The sequence below is a fragment of the Salmonella sp. SJTUF15570 genome, from assembly GCF_043357055.1.
In the GTDB taxonomy this organism is placed as follows: Bacteria; Pseudomonadota; Gammaproteobacteria; order Enterobacterales; family Enterobacteriaceae; genus Salmonella; species Salmonella enterica.
The window spans coordinates 1-15,827 of record NZ_JBEUKJ010000025.1; the positions used below are offsets into that span (position 1 = coordinate 1).

Below are 15,827 nucleotides of genomic sequence, written 5' to 3' on the forward strand. Positions count from 1 at the left end.
CAGTTATTAAAACCCCTTTTGATTTGTTAAAACATCTTGCGGTCTGGCAACTGCAAAAGTTCAACAAGAAATCAAAAGGGGGTCCCAATGGGGGACGAAAAGAGCTTAGCGCACACCCGATGGAACTGTAAATATCACATAGTTTTCGCGCCCAAATACCGAAGACAAGCGTTCTATGGAGAGAAGCGTAGGGCAGTAGGCAGCATATTAAGAAAATTGTGTGAATGGAAAAACGTACGAATTCTGGAAGCGGAATGTTGTGCAGATCATATTCACATGCTTCTGGAGATCCCGCCGAAGATGAGTGTGTCGAGCTTCATGGGATATCTGAAGGGTAAAAGTAGTCTGATGCTTTACGAGCAGTTTGGGGATCTAAAATTCAAATACAGGAACAGGGAGTTCTGGTGCAGAGGGTACTATGTCGATACGGTGGGTAAGAACACGGCGAAGATACAGGACTACATAAAGCACCAGCTTGAAGAGGATAAAATGGGTGAGCAATTATCGATCCCTTATCCGGGCAGCCCGTTTACGGGCCGTAAGTAACGAAGTTTGATGCAAATGTCAGATCGTATGCGCCTGTTAGGGCGCGGCTGGTAAGAGAGCCTTACAGGCGCATCTGAAAAACCTCCGGCTATGCCGGAGGATATTTATTTTGGACGAGGAAAAATGAGATGCCGATGAGTTGATGTGATTAAACGCAACGGCATGTTCTCCCTGACACTGTATCAACTGCCAGGCGTGTGGCCAGGGCAGGCAGTGAACTACCCTTCAAGGAGAAAATTATGGGATTGCAAAAAACACTGGCGCTCAGCGCCGTAGCGGCAGGGATCATGTTGAGCTTATCCGGTGCGCAGGCCGCGCCGCTGCTTAGCAGTAGTGAGCCAATGACCATTAACGCCAGCGATCTGGCGGCGAAAGAGAAAGCGCTAACGGATTTTCCGTTAATGGAAGCAGTGAAATCCTCTATCCAGACGTTGGATAACAGCGCGGTCGAACAAATCGAACCGGGGCGCGCCGCTAACCCGGCAAACGTAAAACGCGTTGAAAGTATTCTGAAAGAGGCCGACTGGGATTATCTGTTCCCGATGCGCGCACCGGAATACACTTACTCTAACTTCCTGAAAGCGATAGGTAAATTCCCGGCGGTTTGTGGTACCTACACCGATGGACGCGATAGCGACGCTATCTGCCGTAAAACCCTGGCTACTATGTTTGCGCATTTTGCCCAGGAGACGGGCGGTCACGAAAGCTGGCGTGACATTCCGGAATGGCGTCAGGCGCTGGTCTATCTGCGCGAAGTCGGCTGGACAGAAGGGCAGAAAGGCGGCTACAACGGCGAATGTAACCCGGATGTATGGCAGGGCCAGACCTGGCCGTGCGGTAAAGATAAGGACGGCGATTTCCTCAGCTATTTTGGTCGCGGGGCAAAACAGCTTTCTTATAACTACAACTATGGGCCTTTCTCTGACGCGATGTATGGCGACGTTCGCCCTCTGCTGGATAAACCCGAGCTGGTGGCGGATACCTGGATGAACCTGGCGAGCGCCGTCTTCTTCTTTGTGTATCCGCAGCCGCCGAAGCCGTCTATGCTACATGTGATTGACGGTACCTGGCAGCCAAACGATCGCGATAAAGCAAACGGCCTGGTATCAGGTTTCGGCGTCACCATTCAGATCATCAATGGCGGCGTGGAGTGCGGCGGCGCAGATGAGAATGCGCAGTCGCTTAACCGTATCGCCTACTACAAAGAGTTTGCCAACTACCTGAAAGTGCCGGTGCCGGCTGACGAAGTGTTGGGCTGTAAAAAGATGAAGCAGTTCGATGAAGGCGGCGCTGGCGCGTTACCGATCTATTGGGAACAAGACTGGGGCTGGAGCGCCGATACTGCGGACGGTAAAACCTATTCCTGCCAGTTAGTGGGATATCAGACGCCGTATACCGCCTTTAAAGAGGGCGACTACACGAAATGTGTACAGCATTATTTCAACGTTAATGTCGTCGATGATAGCGGAACCACTGAACCGGATGTCACGCCAACTCCGGCGCCAGTGACGGATGAAAACGTGGCGCCAGTCGCGCGCATTGCCGGACCGGTCGGGGCGGTGGAAGCCGGTAGCCCGGTTTCACTCAGCGCGGAAGGATCGACCGACGCGAATGGCGACAAGCTCACCTATACCTGGATGTCGCAGGATGGCAAAACGCTGAGCGGCCAGGATAAAGCCGTTGTGATTTTCAACGCGCCGGATGTCACTCAGAACACCCAGTATGTGGTGAATCTGACCGTTAGCGACGGTACGCTCTCCAGTACAGCGGTTTATACGCTGAATGTGAAAGCGAAGGCCGCCGCTGCGGATGACGAAGATAAGACCACCAGCTATCCTGCCTGGAGCAGCAGCCAGAAATGGAATCCGGGCGACATCGTTAACAGTAATGGCGCATTGTACCAGTGCAAACCGTTCCCGGAAGGCTCATGGTGTAATGTTGCGCCTGCCTACTATGAGCCCGGCGTAGGGATTGCCTGGGCCGATGCATGGAACGCATTGTAATAAGATAAATCCTGTCGGTGCTTTGCATCGGCAGGATTGTTACTATGCTTATCTCAGGTTTTTTCAGGAGAAAGCATGAACATCATCGCCATTATGGGGCCGCACGGGGTTTATTATAAAGATGAACCCATCAAGGAGCTTGAGCGTGCATTACAATCCCTGGGATTTCAAATTATCTGGCCGCAAAATAGCGTTGACTTGTTGAAGTTTATTGAACATAACCCGCGCATCTGCGGCGTTATTTTTGACTGGGATGAATACAGTCTCGACCTTTGTAGCGAAATCAACCAGCTAAATGAATACCTTCCTCTCTACGCCTTTATCAATACCAACTCCACGCTGGACGTTAGCGTTCACGATATGCGCATGGCGCTGTGGTTTTTTGAGTATGCATTGGGGCTGGCTGAAGATATCGCGACACGCATTCATCAATATACAAACGAATATCTCGATAATATTACGCCGCCGTTTACCAAAGCGCTGTTTACCTACGCCAAAGAAGGAAAATATACCTTTTGTACGCCGGGTCATATGGCGGGAACGGCGTATCAGAAAAGCCCGCCAGGCTGCCTGTTTTATGACTTTTTTGGCGGCAATACCTTAAAAGCTGATGTGTCGATTTCGGTGACTGAACTGGGATCGCTGCTGGATCACACCGGGCCGCATCTGGAAGCGGAAGAGTATATCGCCCGTACTTTTGGCGCCGAGCAGAGCTATATGGTGACGAACGGTACGTCGACCTCGAATAAAATTGTCGGTATGTATGCCGCGCCTGCGGGAAGTACGCTACTCATTGATCGTAATTGTCATAAATCGCTGGCGCATTTGCTGATGATGAGCGATGTGGTGCCTCTCTGGTTGAAGCCGACGCGCAATGCGCTCGGCATTCTCGGCGGTATTCCCCGAAGGGAATTTACCCGTGCAAGCATCGAAAGCAAGATAGAGGAGACCCCTCAGGCGCAATGGCCGGTTCATGCGGTTATCACCAATTCTACTTACGATGGTCTGCTGTATAACACTAACTGGATCAAGCAGATGCTGGACGTTCCCTCGATCCATTTTGATTCCGCCTGGGTACCCTATACCCATTTCCATCCGATCTACCAGGGGAAAAGCGGGATGAGCGGCGATCGGGTGCCCGGAAAAGTGATTTTTGAAACGCAATCCACCCATAAAATGCTGGCGGCTTTTTCGCAGGCGTCGCTTATTCATATCAAAGGGGAATATGACGAAGAGACGTTTAACGAAGCGTTTATGATGCACACTTCCACATCGCCGAGCTATCCCATTGTCGCCTCTATCGAGACCGCGGCGGCGATGCTGCGCGGCAATCCAGGGAAAAGATTGATTAATCGTTCGGTGGAACGGGCGCTCCATTTTCGTAAAGAAGTACAGCGGTTACGTGAAGAGTCCGATAGCTGGTTCTTTGATATCTGGCAGCCGGAAGAGGTTGATGTGGCCGAATGCTGGCCGGTCACGCCGGGAGAAACCTGGCATGGCTTCACCGATGCCGATGACGATCATATGTTCCTCGATCCGGTTAAGGTGACAATCCTGACGCCGGGGATGGATGAACAGGGCAACATGAGCGAAGAGGGGATACCCGCCGCGCTGGTGGCGAAGTTCCTCGATGAGCGAGGCGTGGTGGTGGAAAAAACCGGGCCGTATAATCTGCTGTTTTTGTTCAGCATAGGGATTGATAAGACCCGTGCGATGGGGCTGCTGCGCGGACTGACGGAATTTAAACGCGCCTACGATCTTAACCTGCGCGTCAAAAATATGTTGCCGGATCTGTATGCGGAAGATCCGGATTTTTATCGCAATATGCGCATTCAGGATTTGGCGCAGGGGATCCATAAACTGATCCGCCAGCACGATCTTCCGGGGCTGATGCTGCGGGCGTTCGAGGTTTTACCGGAGATGATTATGACCCCGCACCAGGCCTGGCAGCGTCAGATCAAAGGCGAGGTGGAAACCGTGGCGCTCGATCAACTGCCAGGGCGCGTTTCCGCGAATATGATCCTGCCTTATCCGCCAGGCGTTCCGCTGTTGATGCCCGGCGAGAGGATCACGCAACAGAGCCGGGCCGTGCTCGATTTTCTGCTGATGCTCTGCTCGATTGGCCAGCATTATCCCGGTTTTGAAACGGATATTCACGGTGCGAAACGGAATGAAGACGGGGTGTACCAGGTACGAGTCTTAAAACACGCCTGTTAGCTTGCCTGACGGGAATGTGACGAGTAACGTACTGATAATCAATAAAGGAGACGCTATGCTGGGATTAAAACAGGTTCATCACATCGCGATCATTGCGACAGACTATGCGGTGAGCAAGGCGTTTTATTGCGATATTCTGGGGTTCGATCTGCTAAGCGAAGTCTGGCGGGAAGAGCGTGACTCGTGGAAGGGCGATTTGGCGCTAAACGGGCAGTATGTGATTGAGCTTTTCTCTTTTCCCTTCCCTCCGGCGCGTCCAAGCCGACCTGAAGCCTGCGGCCTGCGCCATCTGGCTTTCAGCGTGGAAAATGTGGAAAACGCCGTTGCGCATCTGGAAAAGCATCAGGTTAAGTGCGAACCGATACGCATCGATCCGTATACCGGGAAGCGCTTTACTTTTTTCAACGATCCGGACGGTTTACCGCTTGAGCTGTATGAGCAGTAAGGCTTGTCATTAAGACGCTCGCCAGGTAACGTTGCCGGGCTAAGTCACTATAAGCATGGATCATGACCACTCTCACGTTGAATACCTCGTTACTCTCTTCTCGCCGTATTCTGGCTGCCTTTAGCGGTGGCCTGGATTCTACGGTGCTTCTGCATCAACTGGTGTTGTGGCGAGAACGCCATCCTGACGTCACGCTGCGTGCTATCCATATTCATCACGGTTTAAGCCCTCATGCTGATAGCTGGGTGCGGCATTGCGAAACCGTATGCGAACGCTGGCAGGTTCCGCTGGTAGTGGAGCGGGTGACGCTGGCGGATAATGGCCTGGGTATCGAGGCCCATGCGCGTGAAGCGCGCTACCGGGCGTTCGCACAGACGCTATTGCCTGGCGAAGTGCTGGCAACCGCGCAGCACCTTGACGATCAGTGTGAAACATTCCTGCTGGCGTTAAAGCGCGGTAGCGGTCCGGCCGGACTTTCCGCGATGGGAGAATGCTCGCCTTTTGCCGGAACTCTACTTCTTCGCCCGCTGTTGAGAGAAACGCGGAAGACGCTGGAACAGTGGGCTGTGCGTCATGGCTTATGCTGGATTGAAGATGAAAGCAATCAGGATGACGCCTACGATCGCAATTTTTTACGCCTGCGCGCGCTTCCGCTCTTGCAGCAGCGCTGGCCGCATTTTCCTGCGTCGGTAGCCCGTAGCGCGACGCTCTGCGCCGAGCAAGAAAGGCTGCTGGACGAGCTTCTGGCCAGCGATCTTACGGACTGTATCACGGCGGAGGGAACATTGCGGCTCTCTCCATTGATGTTGATGAGCGATGTACGGCGGGCGGCGATTTTGCGTCGCTGGCTGGCGATGCGTAATGCGCCGATGCCCTCTCGCGACGCGCTGGAACGTATCTGGCAGGAAGTGGCGCTGGCGCGCGACGACGCCTCTCCCTGTTTACGCTTTGGCGATCACGAGATTCGCCGTTATCAGTCGCAACTGTGGTGGATTAAAACCGTGGCCGGACAACACGAAACGACGGTCGTCTGGCCCGTCTGGCAAACACCGCTGGCGCTGCCTGCCGGCTTAGGGACGGTACAGCTCGTTCCTGGTGGCGAACTGCGCCGACCGCGAGAGGAAGAATCCGTCAGCATTCGTTTTAAAGCGCCAGGCGTGTTACATATTGTCGGGCGTAACGGTGGACGTAAATTAAAGAAAATCTGGCAGGAGCAGGGGATCCCGCCCTGGCGACGAGATACCACGCCGCTGTTGTTTTACGGCGAAACGCTGATTGCGGCTGCGGGTGTTTTTGTGACGCGTGAGGGAGCAGCAGAAGATAAAGAAGGGGTGAGTCTGGTTTGGCATGCCTGATGGCGCTGCGCTTATCAGGCCTACGTATCGCATGGAACGTAGGCCGGATAAGGTGCTTGCACCACCATCCGGCAACAAAATACTCAGGATTCGCTAACTACCACGGTACCAATTTCCGGGTGGCTGAAACTGGCGATTTTATCGAGACGAAGTTCACAAGACTCGCCGGAAACCTCGGCAAGCAGATACTCTACGTTTTTACGTAAGATCAAATCGTTCGCTTTTGCCTGCAAAACCTCGCCATCTTTTAACGTTAGCGTCAGTATTAAATGATGCATGCAGGCAAGCTCAAGACTATCGTAGTCATCGCAATTAATGGGTTGATACGTTTCATTCATTGACATAATCGCTCACCAGTAAGTTCGCGGCAGCATAAGCTGCCTTTTCCCTGACCGACTCTGAAAGGGCGCTATCTGCCGCCACTTCATTAAGCACTTTCAATACACAACCCAACGCATCCGGGACATACCCTAAGTCTCCGCTGGCGATTTCCGCATACCGCTTGCGTACTAACTCACAATATTTTTCCACATGCCCTCCTGTCAGCATTCTGACTTAACCGTGGATGCAAGTCTAAGCCTACGAAGTTAAATCTTGTTTAGCAAGGTGACTATACCATACTCATTTGCGCAATATCAGCGCCTGACGCGAGTGGGTAAAAGATTCGTTAACAGCCTTTTAGCGCGGTTTTCGCTACAATGGGCGCCTGATTCGAAAGGAGTTTTCTCATGGCGCTTAAAGCGACAATTTATAAAGCCGTCGTCAATGTGGCTGACCTTGATCGCAACCGATTTCTGGATGCGGCATTGACGCTGGCGCGTCACCCTTCTGAAACGCAGGAGCGCATGATGCTGCGCCTGTTGGCATGGATAAAATATGCTGATGAACGGTTGCAGTTTACACGCGGGCTCAGCGCGGAAGATGAGCCGGAGGCCTGGCTGCGTAACGATCATCTGGGCATCGATCTCTGGATAGAGCTGGGGCTGCCGGATGAGCGCCGTATTAAGAAAGCCTGTACTCAGGCGAGCGACGTCGCGCTCTTTGCTTATAACTCCCGGGCGGCGCAAATCTGGTGGCAGCAGCATCAAAGCAAGTGCGCGCAGTTCGCTAACCTGTCCGTCTGGTATCTGGATGACGGGCAACTGGCGCAGCTCAGTGAATTTGCCGATCGTACCATGACGCTACAGGCGACGATTCAGGACGGCGCAATCTGGCTTTCTGATGCTCGGAATAATCTGGAAATACAGCTAACCGCCTGGCAACAGCCCTCATGATTGCCATCTCCCGGACGGTCTCCATAGCCGATAATGAGCTGGAAATTACGGCCATTCGCGCGCAGGGCGCGGGTGGTCAGCACGTAAATAAGACCTCTAGCGCGATTCATTTGCGCTTTGACATTCGGGCCTCTGGCCTGCCAGAGTATTATAAACAGCGTTTGCTGACGGCCAGCCACCATCTGATAAGCGATGATGGCGTCATTATCATTAAAGCGCAGGAGTTCCGGAGCCAGGAGCTCAACCGGGAAGCGGCTATCGCCAGGCTGGTTGCCGTCATAAAAGAATTAACCGCGGAGCAGAAAAGCCGTCGCGCAACCCGTCCGACGCGTGCCTCGAAAGAGCGCCGCTTGTCCTCAAAGGCGCAAAAATCTTCTGTAAAGGCGCTTCGCGGCAAAGTTCGTCGTCCACTGGATTGACGGGCAGGAATAGCAATTTCATAAGGATTTTATGGTGAGAACAGCAATATTGTCAGTAGCGGCAGCCTGTACGCTATTTGCATTGATAGGGTGTAATAACCGTGCGGAAGTTGACGCCCTGCAACCTGCGCAGGCGGCGGAATTAAAACCCATGCAGCAAAGCTGGCGCGGCGTGCTGCCCTGTGCGGATTGTGAAGGTATTGAAACGTCACTGTTTCTGGAAAAAGATGGCACATGGGTGATGAACGAGCGCTATCAGGGCGTGCGCGAAGAACCTTCCTCTTTTGCGTCATACGGTACCTGGGCGCGGACGGCGGATAAACTGGTGTTAACCGACAGCAATGGCGAGAAATCGTATTATCGCGCGAAGGGCAATGCGCTGGAGATGCTCGACAGAGAAGGCAATCCGGTGGCTTCGCAGCTTAATTATACGCTTGTGCCTGTTACCGCCAGCCTGCCGGTAACGCCAATGCCGCTGCGTGGTATGTATGTATACAGGGCCGATGCGGCGACCTTTACCGATTGCGCGACCGGAAAACGGCTGCCGGTCGCCAGTAACGCCCAGCTTGAGCGCGGCTATCTGGCGGCGAAAGGTGAAGCGGAAAAACCGGTGCTGCTGACGGTAGAAGGGCATTTTGTGTTAGCCGCGAATCCGGACACGGGCGAGCCGGTAAAAACGCTAATAGCTGATAAAAATGTGAAGTTTGCGCCGGGTAAAGATTGCACTCACTAATAAAAGGCCTCGCAGGGTGCGAGGCCTTTACATATCTGCCGGATGGCGCCGGGCAATCCCAACAAAATGTCGTTTAGCCTTTAATCGCCTTGACCAGATAATCAACGATATCGCCGGTTTTAATCAGCGATTTTTCACCGCTACGACGGTATTTATACTCAATATCGTCGTTATCCAGGTTGCGATCGCCAATCACGATAGTATGTGGAATACCAATCAGCTCCATATCGGCAAACATCACGCCCGGGCGCTCTTTACGGTCGTCCATCAGCACTTCAATGCCTTGCGCGCGCAATTCGCTGTACAGCTTTTCCGCCAGCTCCTGCACACGGAAGGATTTGTGCATATTCATCGGCAGAATAGCGACCTGGAAAGGCGCAATGGCGTCAGGCCATACAATGCCGCGCTCGTCAAAGTTCTGCTCGATAGCCGCGGCAACGACACGTGTTACGCCGATACCGTAGCAGCCCATTGTCAGGATCTGGTTACGGCCATCTTCACCCTGAACGGAGGCTTTCAGCGCTTCTGAGTACTTGGTACCTAACTGGAAGATGTGACCCACTTCGATACCGCGTTTGATAAGCAACGTTCCCTGACCATCCGGACTCGGATCGCCAGCGACTACGTTACGGATGTCGGCAACAACAGGCGTCGCCACATCGCGATCCCAGTTAATACCAAAGTAGTGTTTACCGTCGATGTTGGCGCCAGCGGCAAAATCGCTCATGGCGGCAACGGTGCGATCGATGATGACCGGAATCGTCATATTGACCGGGCCGAGGGAGCCAGGGCCGGCATTAATCACGGCGCGAATCTCTTCTTCGGTAGCGAAGGTCAGCGGGCTGGCAACGTGCGGCAGTTTTTCCGCTTTAACTTCATTCAGTTCATGATCGCCGCGAACCAGCAGAGCCACCAGCGGAGACTTGCTGTCTTTCACCGCTTTCACCAGCAGCGTTTTTACCGTTTTTTCAATTGGCAGGTTGAATTGTTCCACCAGCTCCGCGATGGTTTTGGCATTTGGCGTATCGACCAGAGTCATTTCCTGCGTCGCCGCTGCGCGCGGCGTTTGCGGCGCGATAGCTTCTGCCAGTTCAATGTTAGCCGCGTAATCAGAAACATCAGAGAAAACGATATCGTCTTCGCCGCTTTGCGCCAGCACCTGGAATTCATGCGAGGCGTTGCCGCCGATAGAACCGGTATCGGCCTGTACCGCGCGGAAATCCAGCCCCATACGGCTGAAGATACGGCTATACGCGGCGTACATGGCGTCATAGGTTTCCTGCAACGACTCCTGAGAGGTGTGGAAAGAGTAAGCATCTTTCATCAGGAATTCGCGCGAACGCATCACGCCAAAGCGCGGACGCACTTCATCACGGAATTTGGTCTGGATTTGGAAGAAGTTCAGCGGCAACTGCTTATAAGAGCTGAGTTCATTACGCACCAGATCGGTGATAACTTCTTCGTGGGTCGGGCCGAGTACGAACGGACGCTCGCCACGGTCGACAAAACGCAGCAGTTCCGGACCGTACTGTTCCCAACGACCACTCTCTTGCCACAGGTCGGCTGGCTGAACGACTGGCATCGACACCTCGATAGCACCGGCGTTGTTCATCTCTTCACGCACGATGTTTTCGACTTTTTTCAGGACGCGCAGGCCGGTCGGCAGCCAGGTATATAACCCGGAGGCGAGCTTGCGGATCATCCCGGCGCGCAGCATCAGCTGGTGGCTGATAACCTCGGCGTCGGCAGGTGTCTCCTTCAGAGTGGAGAGCAGGTATTGGCTAGTACGCATGTTGTTACGGTTCCAGTTGAACGATCGAACAGGCTCAATGTGAGCCTGATACAAAAAAGTGATTTAGTTTACCAGCGTGCAAGAGATGTCAAAAGAGAAGGGCGTGAAATTACCGTGGTTCCAGCGCAAACACTTCAAATCCGGTGTTAACCACACGCCAGCGCACGTTAAAATCATGCAGCCAGACGGCATAGGTTTTGCCCGTCTCTTCACCCTTACGATAAGCCGGGCGAGGATCTTGCGCCAGCACATCGCAAATAAATGTCCGTAGCTGCGGATAACGCCTTTCCAGCGTCGTAAGCTGTTGAGCCACCTCAGCGGTAAAACTCACGGGCATTTCAGCTATCGGCGCCTGTTGCGCATAGCTGGCGGCGGCGTCCGGTAAGGCCTCGGCAAACGGTAAATACGGTTTGATATCCACCACCGGCGTGCCATCCACCAGATCCAGACTGCCTAATTTCAGAATTACGCTCTCTTTCCGGCACTCGATACCTTTTAGCGCAACGAGCGACATGCCAATCGGATTGGGGCGGAACGTGGAGCGCGTGGCAAAAACGCCCATTCTGGCGTTACCGCCAAGACGGGGCGGACGAACTGTCGGCCGCCAGCCGCCGTCCATCGTCTGATGAAAAACGAAAAGCACCCACAAATGGCTGAAAGCTTCCAGGCCGCGAACGGCATCGGCCTGGTTGTAAGGCGCTATCAGATGCAGTTCGCCGCAGGCGCTTTTGACCAGACCAGGCTGGCGCGGAACGGCGAATTTTTCTTTATAGGGGGAGCGAATAACGCCGATTTGTTCAAACTGAAAGCTGCTCATTTCGCCGAAATATTCAGGGCGGACCCGATACAAACCGCCTGACGGTAGCAGCCTGGCGTGCCGCTGGTAATTTCACAGCTGTGCAGCAGGACGGCGTTGGCTTTCATTTTAGATGCATTAATCTGCATACGCTTGCGCGCAGTTGGAATGTTAGGCGGAGAGTCTTGATTTGTCGCCTGGCAGGATTCGCCGCTAACCTCGCCAAGATCGCGGAAAGGTTTGCCGACTAAGTCTTCAGCATTGGTGTAAATCCTGACGGGAGCGGCACGCGGCGCTTTAGGTTTCTCCGGCTCCGCTTTTGGCGGGGTTGCGGTGCTTTGAACGGGTTCAACAGGGGATCTGCTTAGCATGGAACAACCGCCCAGCATGAGTGCCAATAAACAGATCGGTAAAGCACGCATAATATTTCCTCAATGAATGTTCTAATTGCCAGATATTGAATCAGGAGCTTGCATAAATGACAAGACGGGCAATAGCCCGTCCTGAATAATATTACAGATTGTGGAATCAGCCTAAAACTTACCAGCCTTTCACCGCACCGCCATTAAAAACTTTATTTGCGGCTTCGTACACTTCATCAGACTGATAAGCCTGAACGAATTTTTTCACATTCTCGGCGTCTTTGTTATCTTCACGCGTCACGATCAGGTTAACGTACGGAGAATCTTTATCTTCAACGAAGATACCGTCTTTCGCTGGCGTCAGGCCAATCTGGCTGGCGTAAGTCGTATTGATGACCGCTAACGCGATCTGCGCGTCATCCAGCGAACGCGGCAACTGCGGCGCTTCCAGCTCAACAATTTTCAGATTTTTCGGGTTTTCCACGATATCCAGCGAGGTAGGAAGCAGACCAACGCCGTCTTTCAGTTTAATCAGCCCTACTTTTTGCAGCAGCAGCAGGGAACGACCAAGGTTGGTCGGGTCGTTAGGCACGGCGACCTGGGAACCGTCCTTGAGCTCATCCAGAGATTTGATTTTTTTGGAATATCCTGCAATGGGATAGACAAAAGTCTTACCAACGGAAACCAGTTTGTAGCCGCGATCTTTGATTTGCTGATCCAGATACGGTTTGTGCTGGAAGGCATTGGCATCGATATCGCCTTTGCTCAGCGCTTCATTAGGCAGAACATAATCATTAAAGGTCACCAATTCCACGTCTAGGCCGTATTTTTCTTTCGCGACTTTCTGCGCGACTTCGGCAACTTGCTGTTCTGCGCCAACGATTACGCCGACTTTAATATGATTCGGATCTTTTTCATCCTGACCACAACCCGCAAGTGCCAGAGAACCAATCAGAGCACCCACTGCCGCAAAGGTTTTGAATTTGAACGCCATGCTTATTTCCTTAATGAGTATTTGTGTTGTGTTTAACGTTACTTATGCGTGACAGCCCTGACGATGCGATCGCCGGATAACTGAATTAAATAAACCAGAACGACAAGTAATACCAGCACCGTATTCATCACGGTAGCATTGTATCCAATATAACCGTACTGATAGCCGATTTGACCGAGGCCGCCTGCGCCGACGGCGCCGCCCATTGCGGAGTAACCGACCAGGGTGATCAGTGTAATGGTTGCCGCATTTACCAGACCAGGCAGCGCTTCCGGTAAAAGGATTTTACGTACAATTTGCAGCGGCGTGGCGCCCATCGCTCGCGAGGCTTCAATCAGCCCGGCAGGGATCTCTAACAACGCATTTTCCACCATACGGGCGATAAAAGGCGCGGCGCCGACGGTCAGCGGTACAATCGCGGCCTGCAAACCAATGGAGGTGCCGACAATTATTCGGGTAAAAGGAATCATCCACACCAGCAGGATGATAAAGGGAATCGAGCGGAAAATATTGACCACCGCAGAGAGGGAGCGATACAGCCTGGCGTTCTCCATAATCTGCCCCGGGCGCGTAACATACAGCAATACGCCAACCGGCAGGCCAATCACGAAACCGAAGAAACCGGAGACAAAGGTCATCGCCAACGTTTCCCAAACGCCACGAACCAGTAACCACATCATTGCCTCAGACATAACCCAGTACCTCTACTTTCACATGGTGATCCTGCAGCCAGGCAATTGCGGCTTGCGTCTCTTCTTGTGTGCCGTGCATTTCCGTTAGCATAATGCCGAACTTCACACCGCCCGCGTAATCCATCTGCGCGCTGATAATATTATTGTTCACGTTGAAACGACGCGCGGTTTCAGAAAGCAGCGGGGCATCCACAGACTGCCCGGTGAATTCCATGCGCAGCATCGGCATGCTGTCAGTTTCCGGCGACGCTTTCAAACGCGCCTGGTAATCTTCCGGAATGTCCAGATGCAGAGTGGACTGAATAAACTTCTGCGCCAGCGGCGTTTTAGGGTGCGAGAAGACTTCGCTGACCGTATCCTGCTCAATAAGCTCGCCATTACTGATAACGGCAACGCAGTCGCAGATACGTTTCACGACATCCATTTCATGAGTGATAAGCAGAATCGTCAACCCCAAACGACGGTTGATATCTTTCAGCAATTCCAGAATCGAACGGGTCGTTGCGGGATCAAGCGCGCTGGTGGCTTCATCGCACAGCAACACTTTTGGATTACTGGCTAACGCGCGGGCAATCGCGACACGCTGTTTCTGACCGCCGGAAAGATTTGCCGGATAGCTGTCGTGCTTGTCGCCAAGACCGACTAAATCCAGCAGCTCTGTGACACGGCGTTTGATCTCTTCCTTTGGTGTGTTATCCAGTTCCAGCGGCAACGCGACGTTGCCAAACACGGTACGGGAAGAGAGCAGGTTAAAATGTTGGAAAATCATGCCGATTTGACGGCGAGCTTTGGTCAACTCAGACTCTGAAAGCGTTGTCAGCTCCTGACCGCCGACCTGAACGCTACCTTCGGTTGGGCGTTCAAGTAAGTTAACGCAGCGGATAAGCGTACTTTTACCGGCGCCGGAGGCGCCAATGACGCCATAAATCTGCCCGGCAGGCACGTGCAGGCTGACATTATTTAGCGCCTGAATGGTGCGCGTCCCCTGCTGGAACACTTTGGTAATATTCGAAAGTTTAATCATTGGTTATTTATTATCGTAATTAAGTTAGCCGTGGCATTTTCGTCTGTCTAATACGGTCAACGCCGTCAACAGAATGGATGTTAAGGCATCCAGACGTCTAAATCAATCAGGCTTTATACGATGAGCACTTTCTTGCCTGCTGAAACATGCGATACTAGCGCCACTTGCTTTACTCAGGAGCTATAAAAGGTGGCAAAGTCTGTACCCGCAATTTTTCTCGACCGTGACGGCACCATTAATGTGGATCACGGCTACGTACATGAAATCGATGCATTTGAGTTTATAGACGGCGTTATTGACGCGATGCGCGAGCTAAAAAAAATGGGCTATGCGTTGGTGGTGGTGACGAACCAGTCCGGAATCGCGCGCGGCAAATTCACTGAGGCGCAGTTTGAAACGTTAACCGAATGGATGGACTGGTCGTTGGCGGATCGCGATGTTGATTTGGACGGCATCTATTATTGTCCTCACCATCCGCAGGGCAGTATAGAAGAGTTCCGTCAGGTATGTGATTGCCGCAAGCCGCATCCAGGAATGCTTATCTCGGCGCGTGATTTCCTGCATATCGATATGGCGGCTTCTTATATGGTGGGAGACAAGCTGGAAGATATGCAGGCGGCTGCGGCGGCAAATGTCGGGACAAAAGTGCTGGTGCGTACGGGCAAACCGGTCACGGCAGAAGCAGAAAACGCGGCGGACTGGGTGTTAAACAGCCTTGCCGACCTGCCATCGGCGATAAAAAAGCAGCAAAAATAAGCGTTATGGATAAAAGGTGAGCGGTTAAAACAAAAATGCATTTTTCCGCTTGTCTTCCTGAACCGACTCCCTATAATGCGCCTCCATCGACACGGCGGATGTGAATCACTTCACACAAACAGCCGGTCGGTTGAAGAGAAAAATCCTGAAATTCAGGGTTGACTCTGAAAGAGGAAAGCGTAATATACGCCACCTCGCGACGGTGAGCTGAAAGCCGCGTCGCACCTGCTCTTTAACAATTTATCAGACAATCTGTGTGGGCACTCGAAGATACGGATTCTTAACGTCCTCGGACGAAAAATGAATACCAAGTCTCAAGAGTGAACACGTAATTCATTACGAAGTTTAATTCATTGAGCATCAAACTTTTAAATTGAAGAGTTTGATCATGGCTCAGATTGAACGCTGGCGGCAGGCCT

Annotated in this window: 17 protein-coding genes; 9 read left to right on the forward strand and 8 right to left on the reverse strand. The window is 52.6% G+C overall.

Annotated features, from left to right (window positions below):
• Positions 1-87 precede the first annotated feature (87 nt).
• The 5 genes from tnpA to tilS all read left to right on the forward strand — a co-directional run bounded on the left by tnpA (position 88) and on the right by tilS (position 6,566).
• Positions 88-546 (forward strand): IS200/IS605-like element IS200F family transposase, encoded by a 459-nt coding sequence (gene tnpA, locus ABVN44_RS24350; protein WP_000502119.1) that lies wholly within the window; start codon positions 88-90, stop codon positions 544-546.
• 239 nt (positions 547-785) lie between these two features.
• Positions 786-2,549: a chitinase gene (locus tag ABVN44_RS24355; protein WP_000524171.1), complete on the forward strand. Its 1,764-nt coding sequence runs from the start codon at positions 786-788 to the stop codon at positions 2,547-2,549.
• Positions 2,550-2,624: 75 nt separating this feature from the next.
• Positions 2,625-4,766, forward strand: coding sequence for a lysine decarboxylase LdcC (gene ldcC / locus ABVN44_RS24360; protein ID WP_023231607.1), 2,142 nt, complete (start codon positions 2,625-2,627; stop codon positions 4,764-4,766).
• 55 nt (positions 4,767-4,821) lie between these two features.
• On the forward strand, positions 4,822-5,211 hold the full coding sequence (locus ABVN44_RS24365; protein WP_000901088.1) for a VOC family protein: 390 nt from the start codon (positions 4,822-4,824) through the stop codon (positions 5,209-5,211).
• 62 nt (positions 5,212-5,273) lie between these two features.
• Positions 5,274-6,566, forward strand: a complete 1,293-nt coding sequence (tilS, locus tag ABVN44_RS24370; RefSeq protein ID WP_048348919.1) for a tRNA lysidine(34) synthetase TilS — start codon at positions 5,274-5,276, stop codon at positions 6,564-6,566.
• Positions 6,567-6,649: 83 nt separating this feature from the next.
• Here the strand turns inward: tilS and rof are convergent, their stop codons facing one another.
• Positions 6,650-6,910, reverse strand: a complete 261-nt coding sequence (rof, locus tag ABVN44_RS24375) for a Rho-binding antiterminator (RefSeq protein WP_000062330.1) — start codon at positions 6,908-6,910, stop codon at positions 6,650-6,652.
• Complete coding sequence (locus ABVN44_RS24380; RefSeq protein ID WP_001518678.1) at positions 6,897-7,097, reverse strand: YaeP family protein; 201 nt, start codon at positions 7,095-7,097, stop codon at positions 6,897-6,899. The genes rof and ABVN44_RS24380 overlap by 14 nt, the downstream gene beginning before the upstream one ends.
• Before the next feature lie 197 nt (positions 7,098-7,294).
• Here ABVN44_RS24380 and ABVN44_RS24385 point away from each other — a divergent pair, with 197 nt between their 5' ends.
• From ABVN44_RS24385 to nlpE, 3 genes are read left to right on the forward strand one after another with little or no spacing between them, the layout of a single operon-like run.
• Positions 7,295-7,840, forward strand: coding sequence for a YaeQ family protein (locus tag ABVN44_RS24385; RefSeq protein WP_001185319.1), 546 nt, complete (start codon positions 7,295-7,297; stop codon positions 7,838-7,840).
• Positions 7,837-8,259 carry an alternative ribosome rescue aminoacyl-tRNA hydrolase ArfB gene (gene arfB, locus ABVN44_RS24390; protein WP_000560527.1) on the forward strand — a complete coding sequence of 141 codons (423 nt, stop codon included), beginning with the start codon at positions 7,837-7,839 and terminating at the stop codon, positions 8,257-8,259. Before ABVN44_RS24385 ends, arfB begins: the two co-directional genes overlap by 4 nt.
• Before the next feature lie 31 nt (positions 8,260-8,290).
• On the forward strand, positions 8,291-8,992 hold the full coding sequence (gene nlpE, locus ABVN44_RS24395; protein WP_000252575.1) for an envelope stress response activation lipoprotein NlpE: 702 nt from the start codon (positions 8,291-8,293) through the stop codon (positions 8,990-8,992).
• A 73-nt stretch (positions 8,993-9,065) separates the two neighbouring features.
• Here nlpE and proS read toward each other — a convergent pair whose 3' ends face one another.
• The 6 genes from proS to metN form a co-directional block, all read right to left on the reverse strand.
• Complete coding sequence (gene proS, locus ABVN44_RS24400; RefSeq protein ID WP_001260684.1) at positions 9,066-10,784, reverse strand: proline--tRNA ligase; 1,719 nt, start codon at positions 10,782-10,784, stop codon at positions 9,066-9,068.
• Positions 10,785-10,893: 109 nt separating this feature from the next.
• Entirely contained in the window at positions 10,894-11,601 is a 708-nt protein-coding gene (gene tsaA / locus ABVN44_RS24405) for a tRNA (N6-threonylcarbamoyladenosine(37)-N6)-methyltransferase TrmO (protein ID WP_000093988.1), read from the reverse strand.
• Entirely contained in the window at positions 11,598-12,002 is a 405-nt protein-coding gene (gene rcsF, locus ABVN44_RS24410; RefSeq protein ID WP_001202315.1) for an Rcs stress response system protein RcsF, read from the reverse strand. Before rcsF ends, tsaA begins: the two co-directional genes overlap by 4 nt.
• Before the next feature lie 118 nt (positions 12,003-12,120).
• Positions 12,121-12,936, reverse strand: coding sequence for a methionine ABC transporter substrate-binding lipoprotein MetQ (metQ, locus tag ABVN44_RS24415; RefSeq protein WP_000874215.1), 816 nt, complete (start codon positions 12,934-12,936; stop codon positions 12,121-12,123).
• Between the two features lie 38 nt (positions 12,937-12,974).
• Entirely contained in the window at positions 12,975-13,628 is a 654-nt protein-coding gene (locus ABVN44_RS24420; RefSeq protein WP_001287486.1) for a methionine ABC transporter permease MetI, read from the reverse strand.
• Complete coding sequence (metN, locus tag ABVN44_RS24425) at positions 13,621-14,652, reverse strand: methionine ABC transporter ATP-binding protein MetN (RefSeq protein WP_023232522.1); 1,032 nt, start codon at positions 14,650-14,652, stop codon at positions 13,621-13,623. Before metN ends, ABVN44_RS24420 begins: the two co-directional genes overlap by 8 nt.
• A gap of 189 nt (positions 14,653-14,841) precedes the next feature.
• Here metN and gmhB point away from each other — a divergent pair, with 189 nt between their 5' ends.
• The gene (gene gmhB / locus ABVN44_RS24430; RefSeq protein ID WP_001140158.1) at positions 14,842-15,408 is read left to right on the forward strand and encodes a D-glycero-beta-D-manno-heptose 1,7-bisphosphate 7-phosphatase; all 567 of its coding nucleotides are present in this window, start codon (positions 14,842-14,844) and stop codon (positions 15,406-15,408) included.
• The last annotated feature ends 419 nt before the right edge of the window (positions 15,409-15,827 follow it).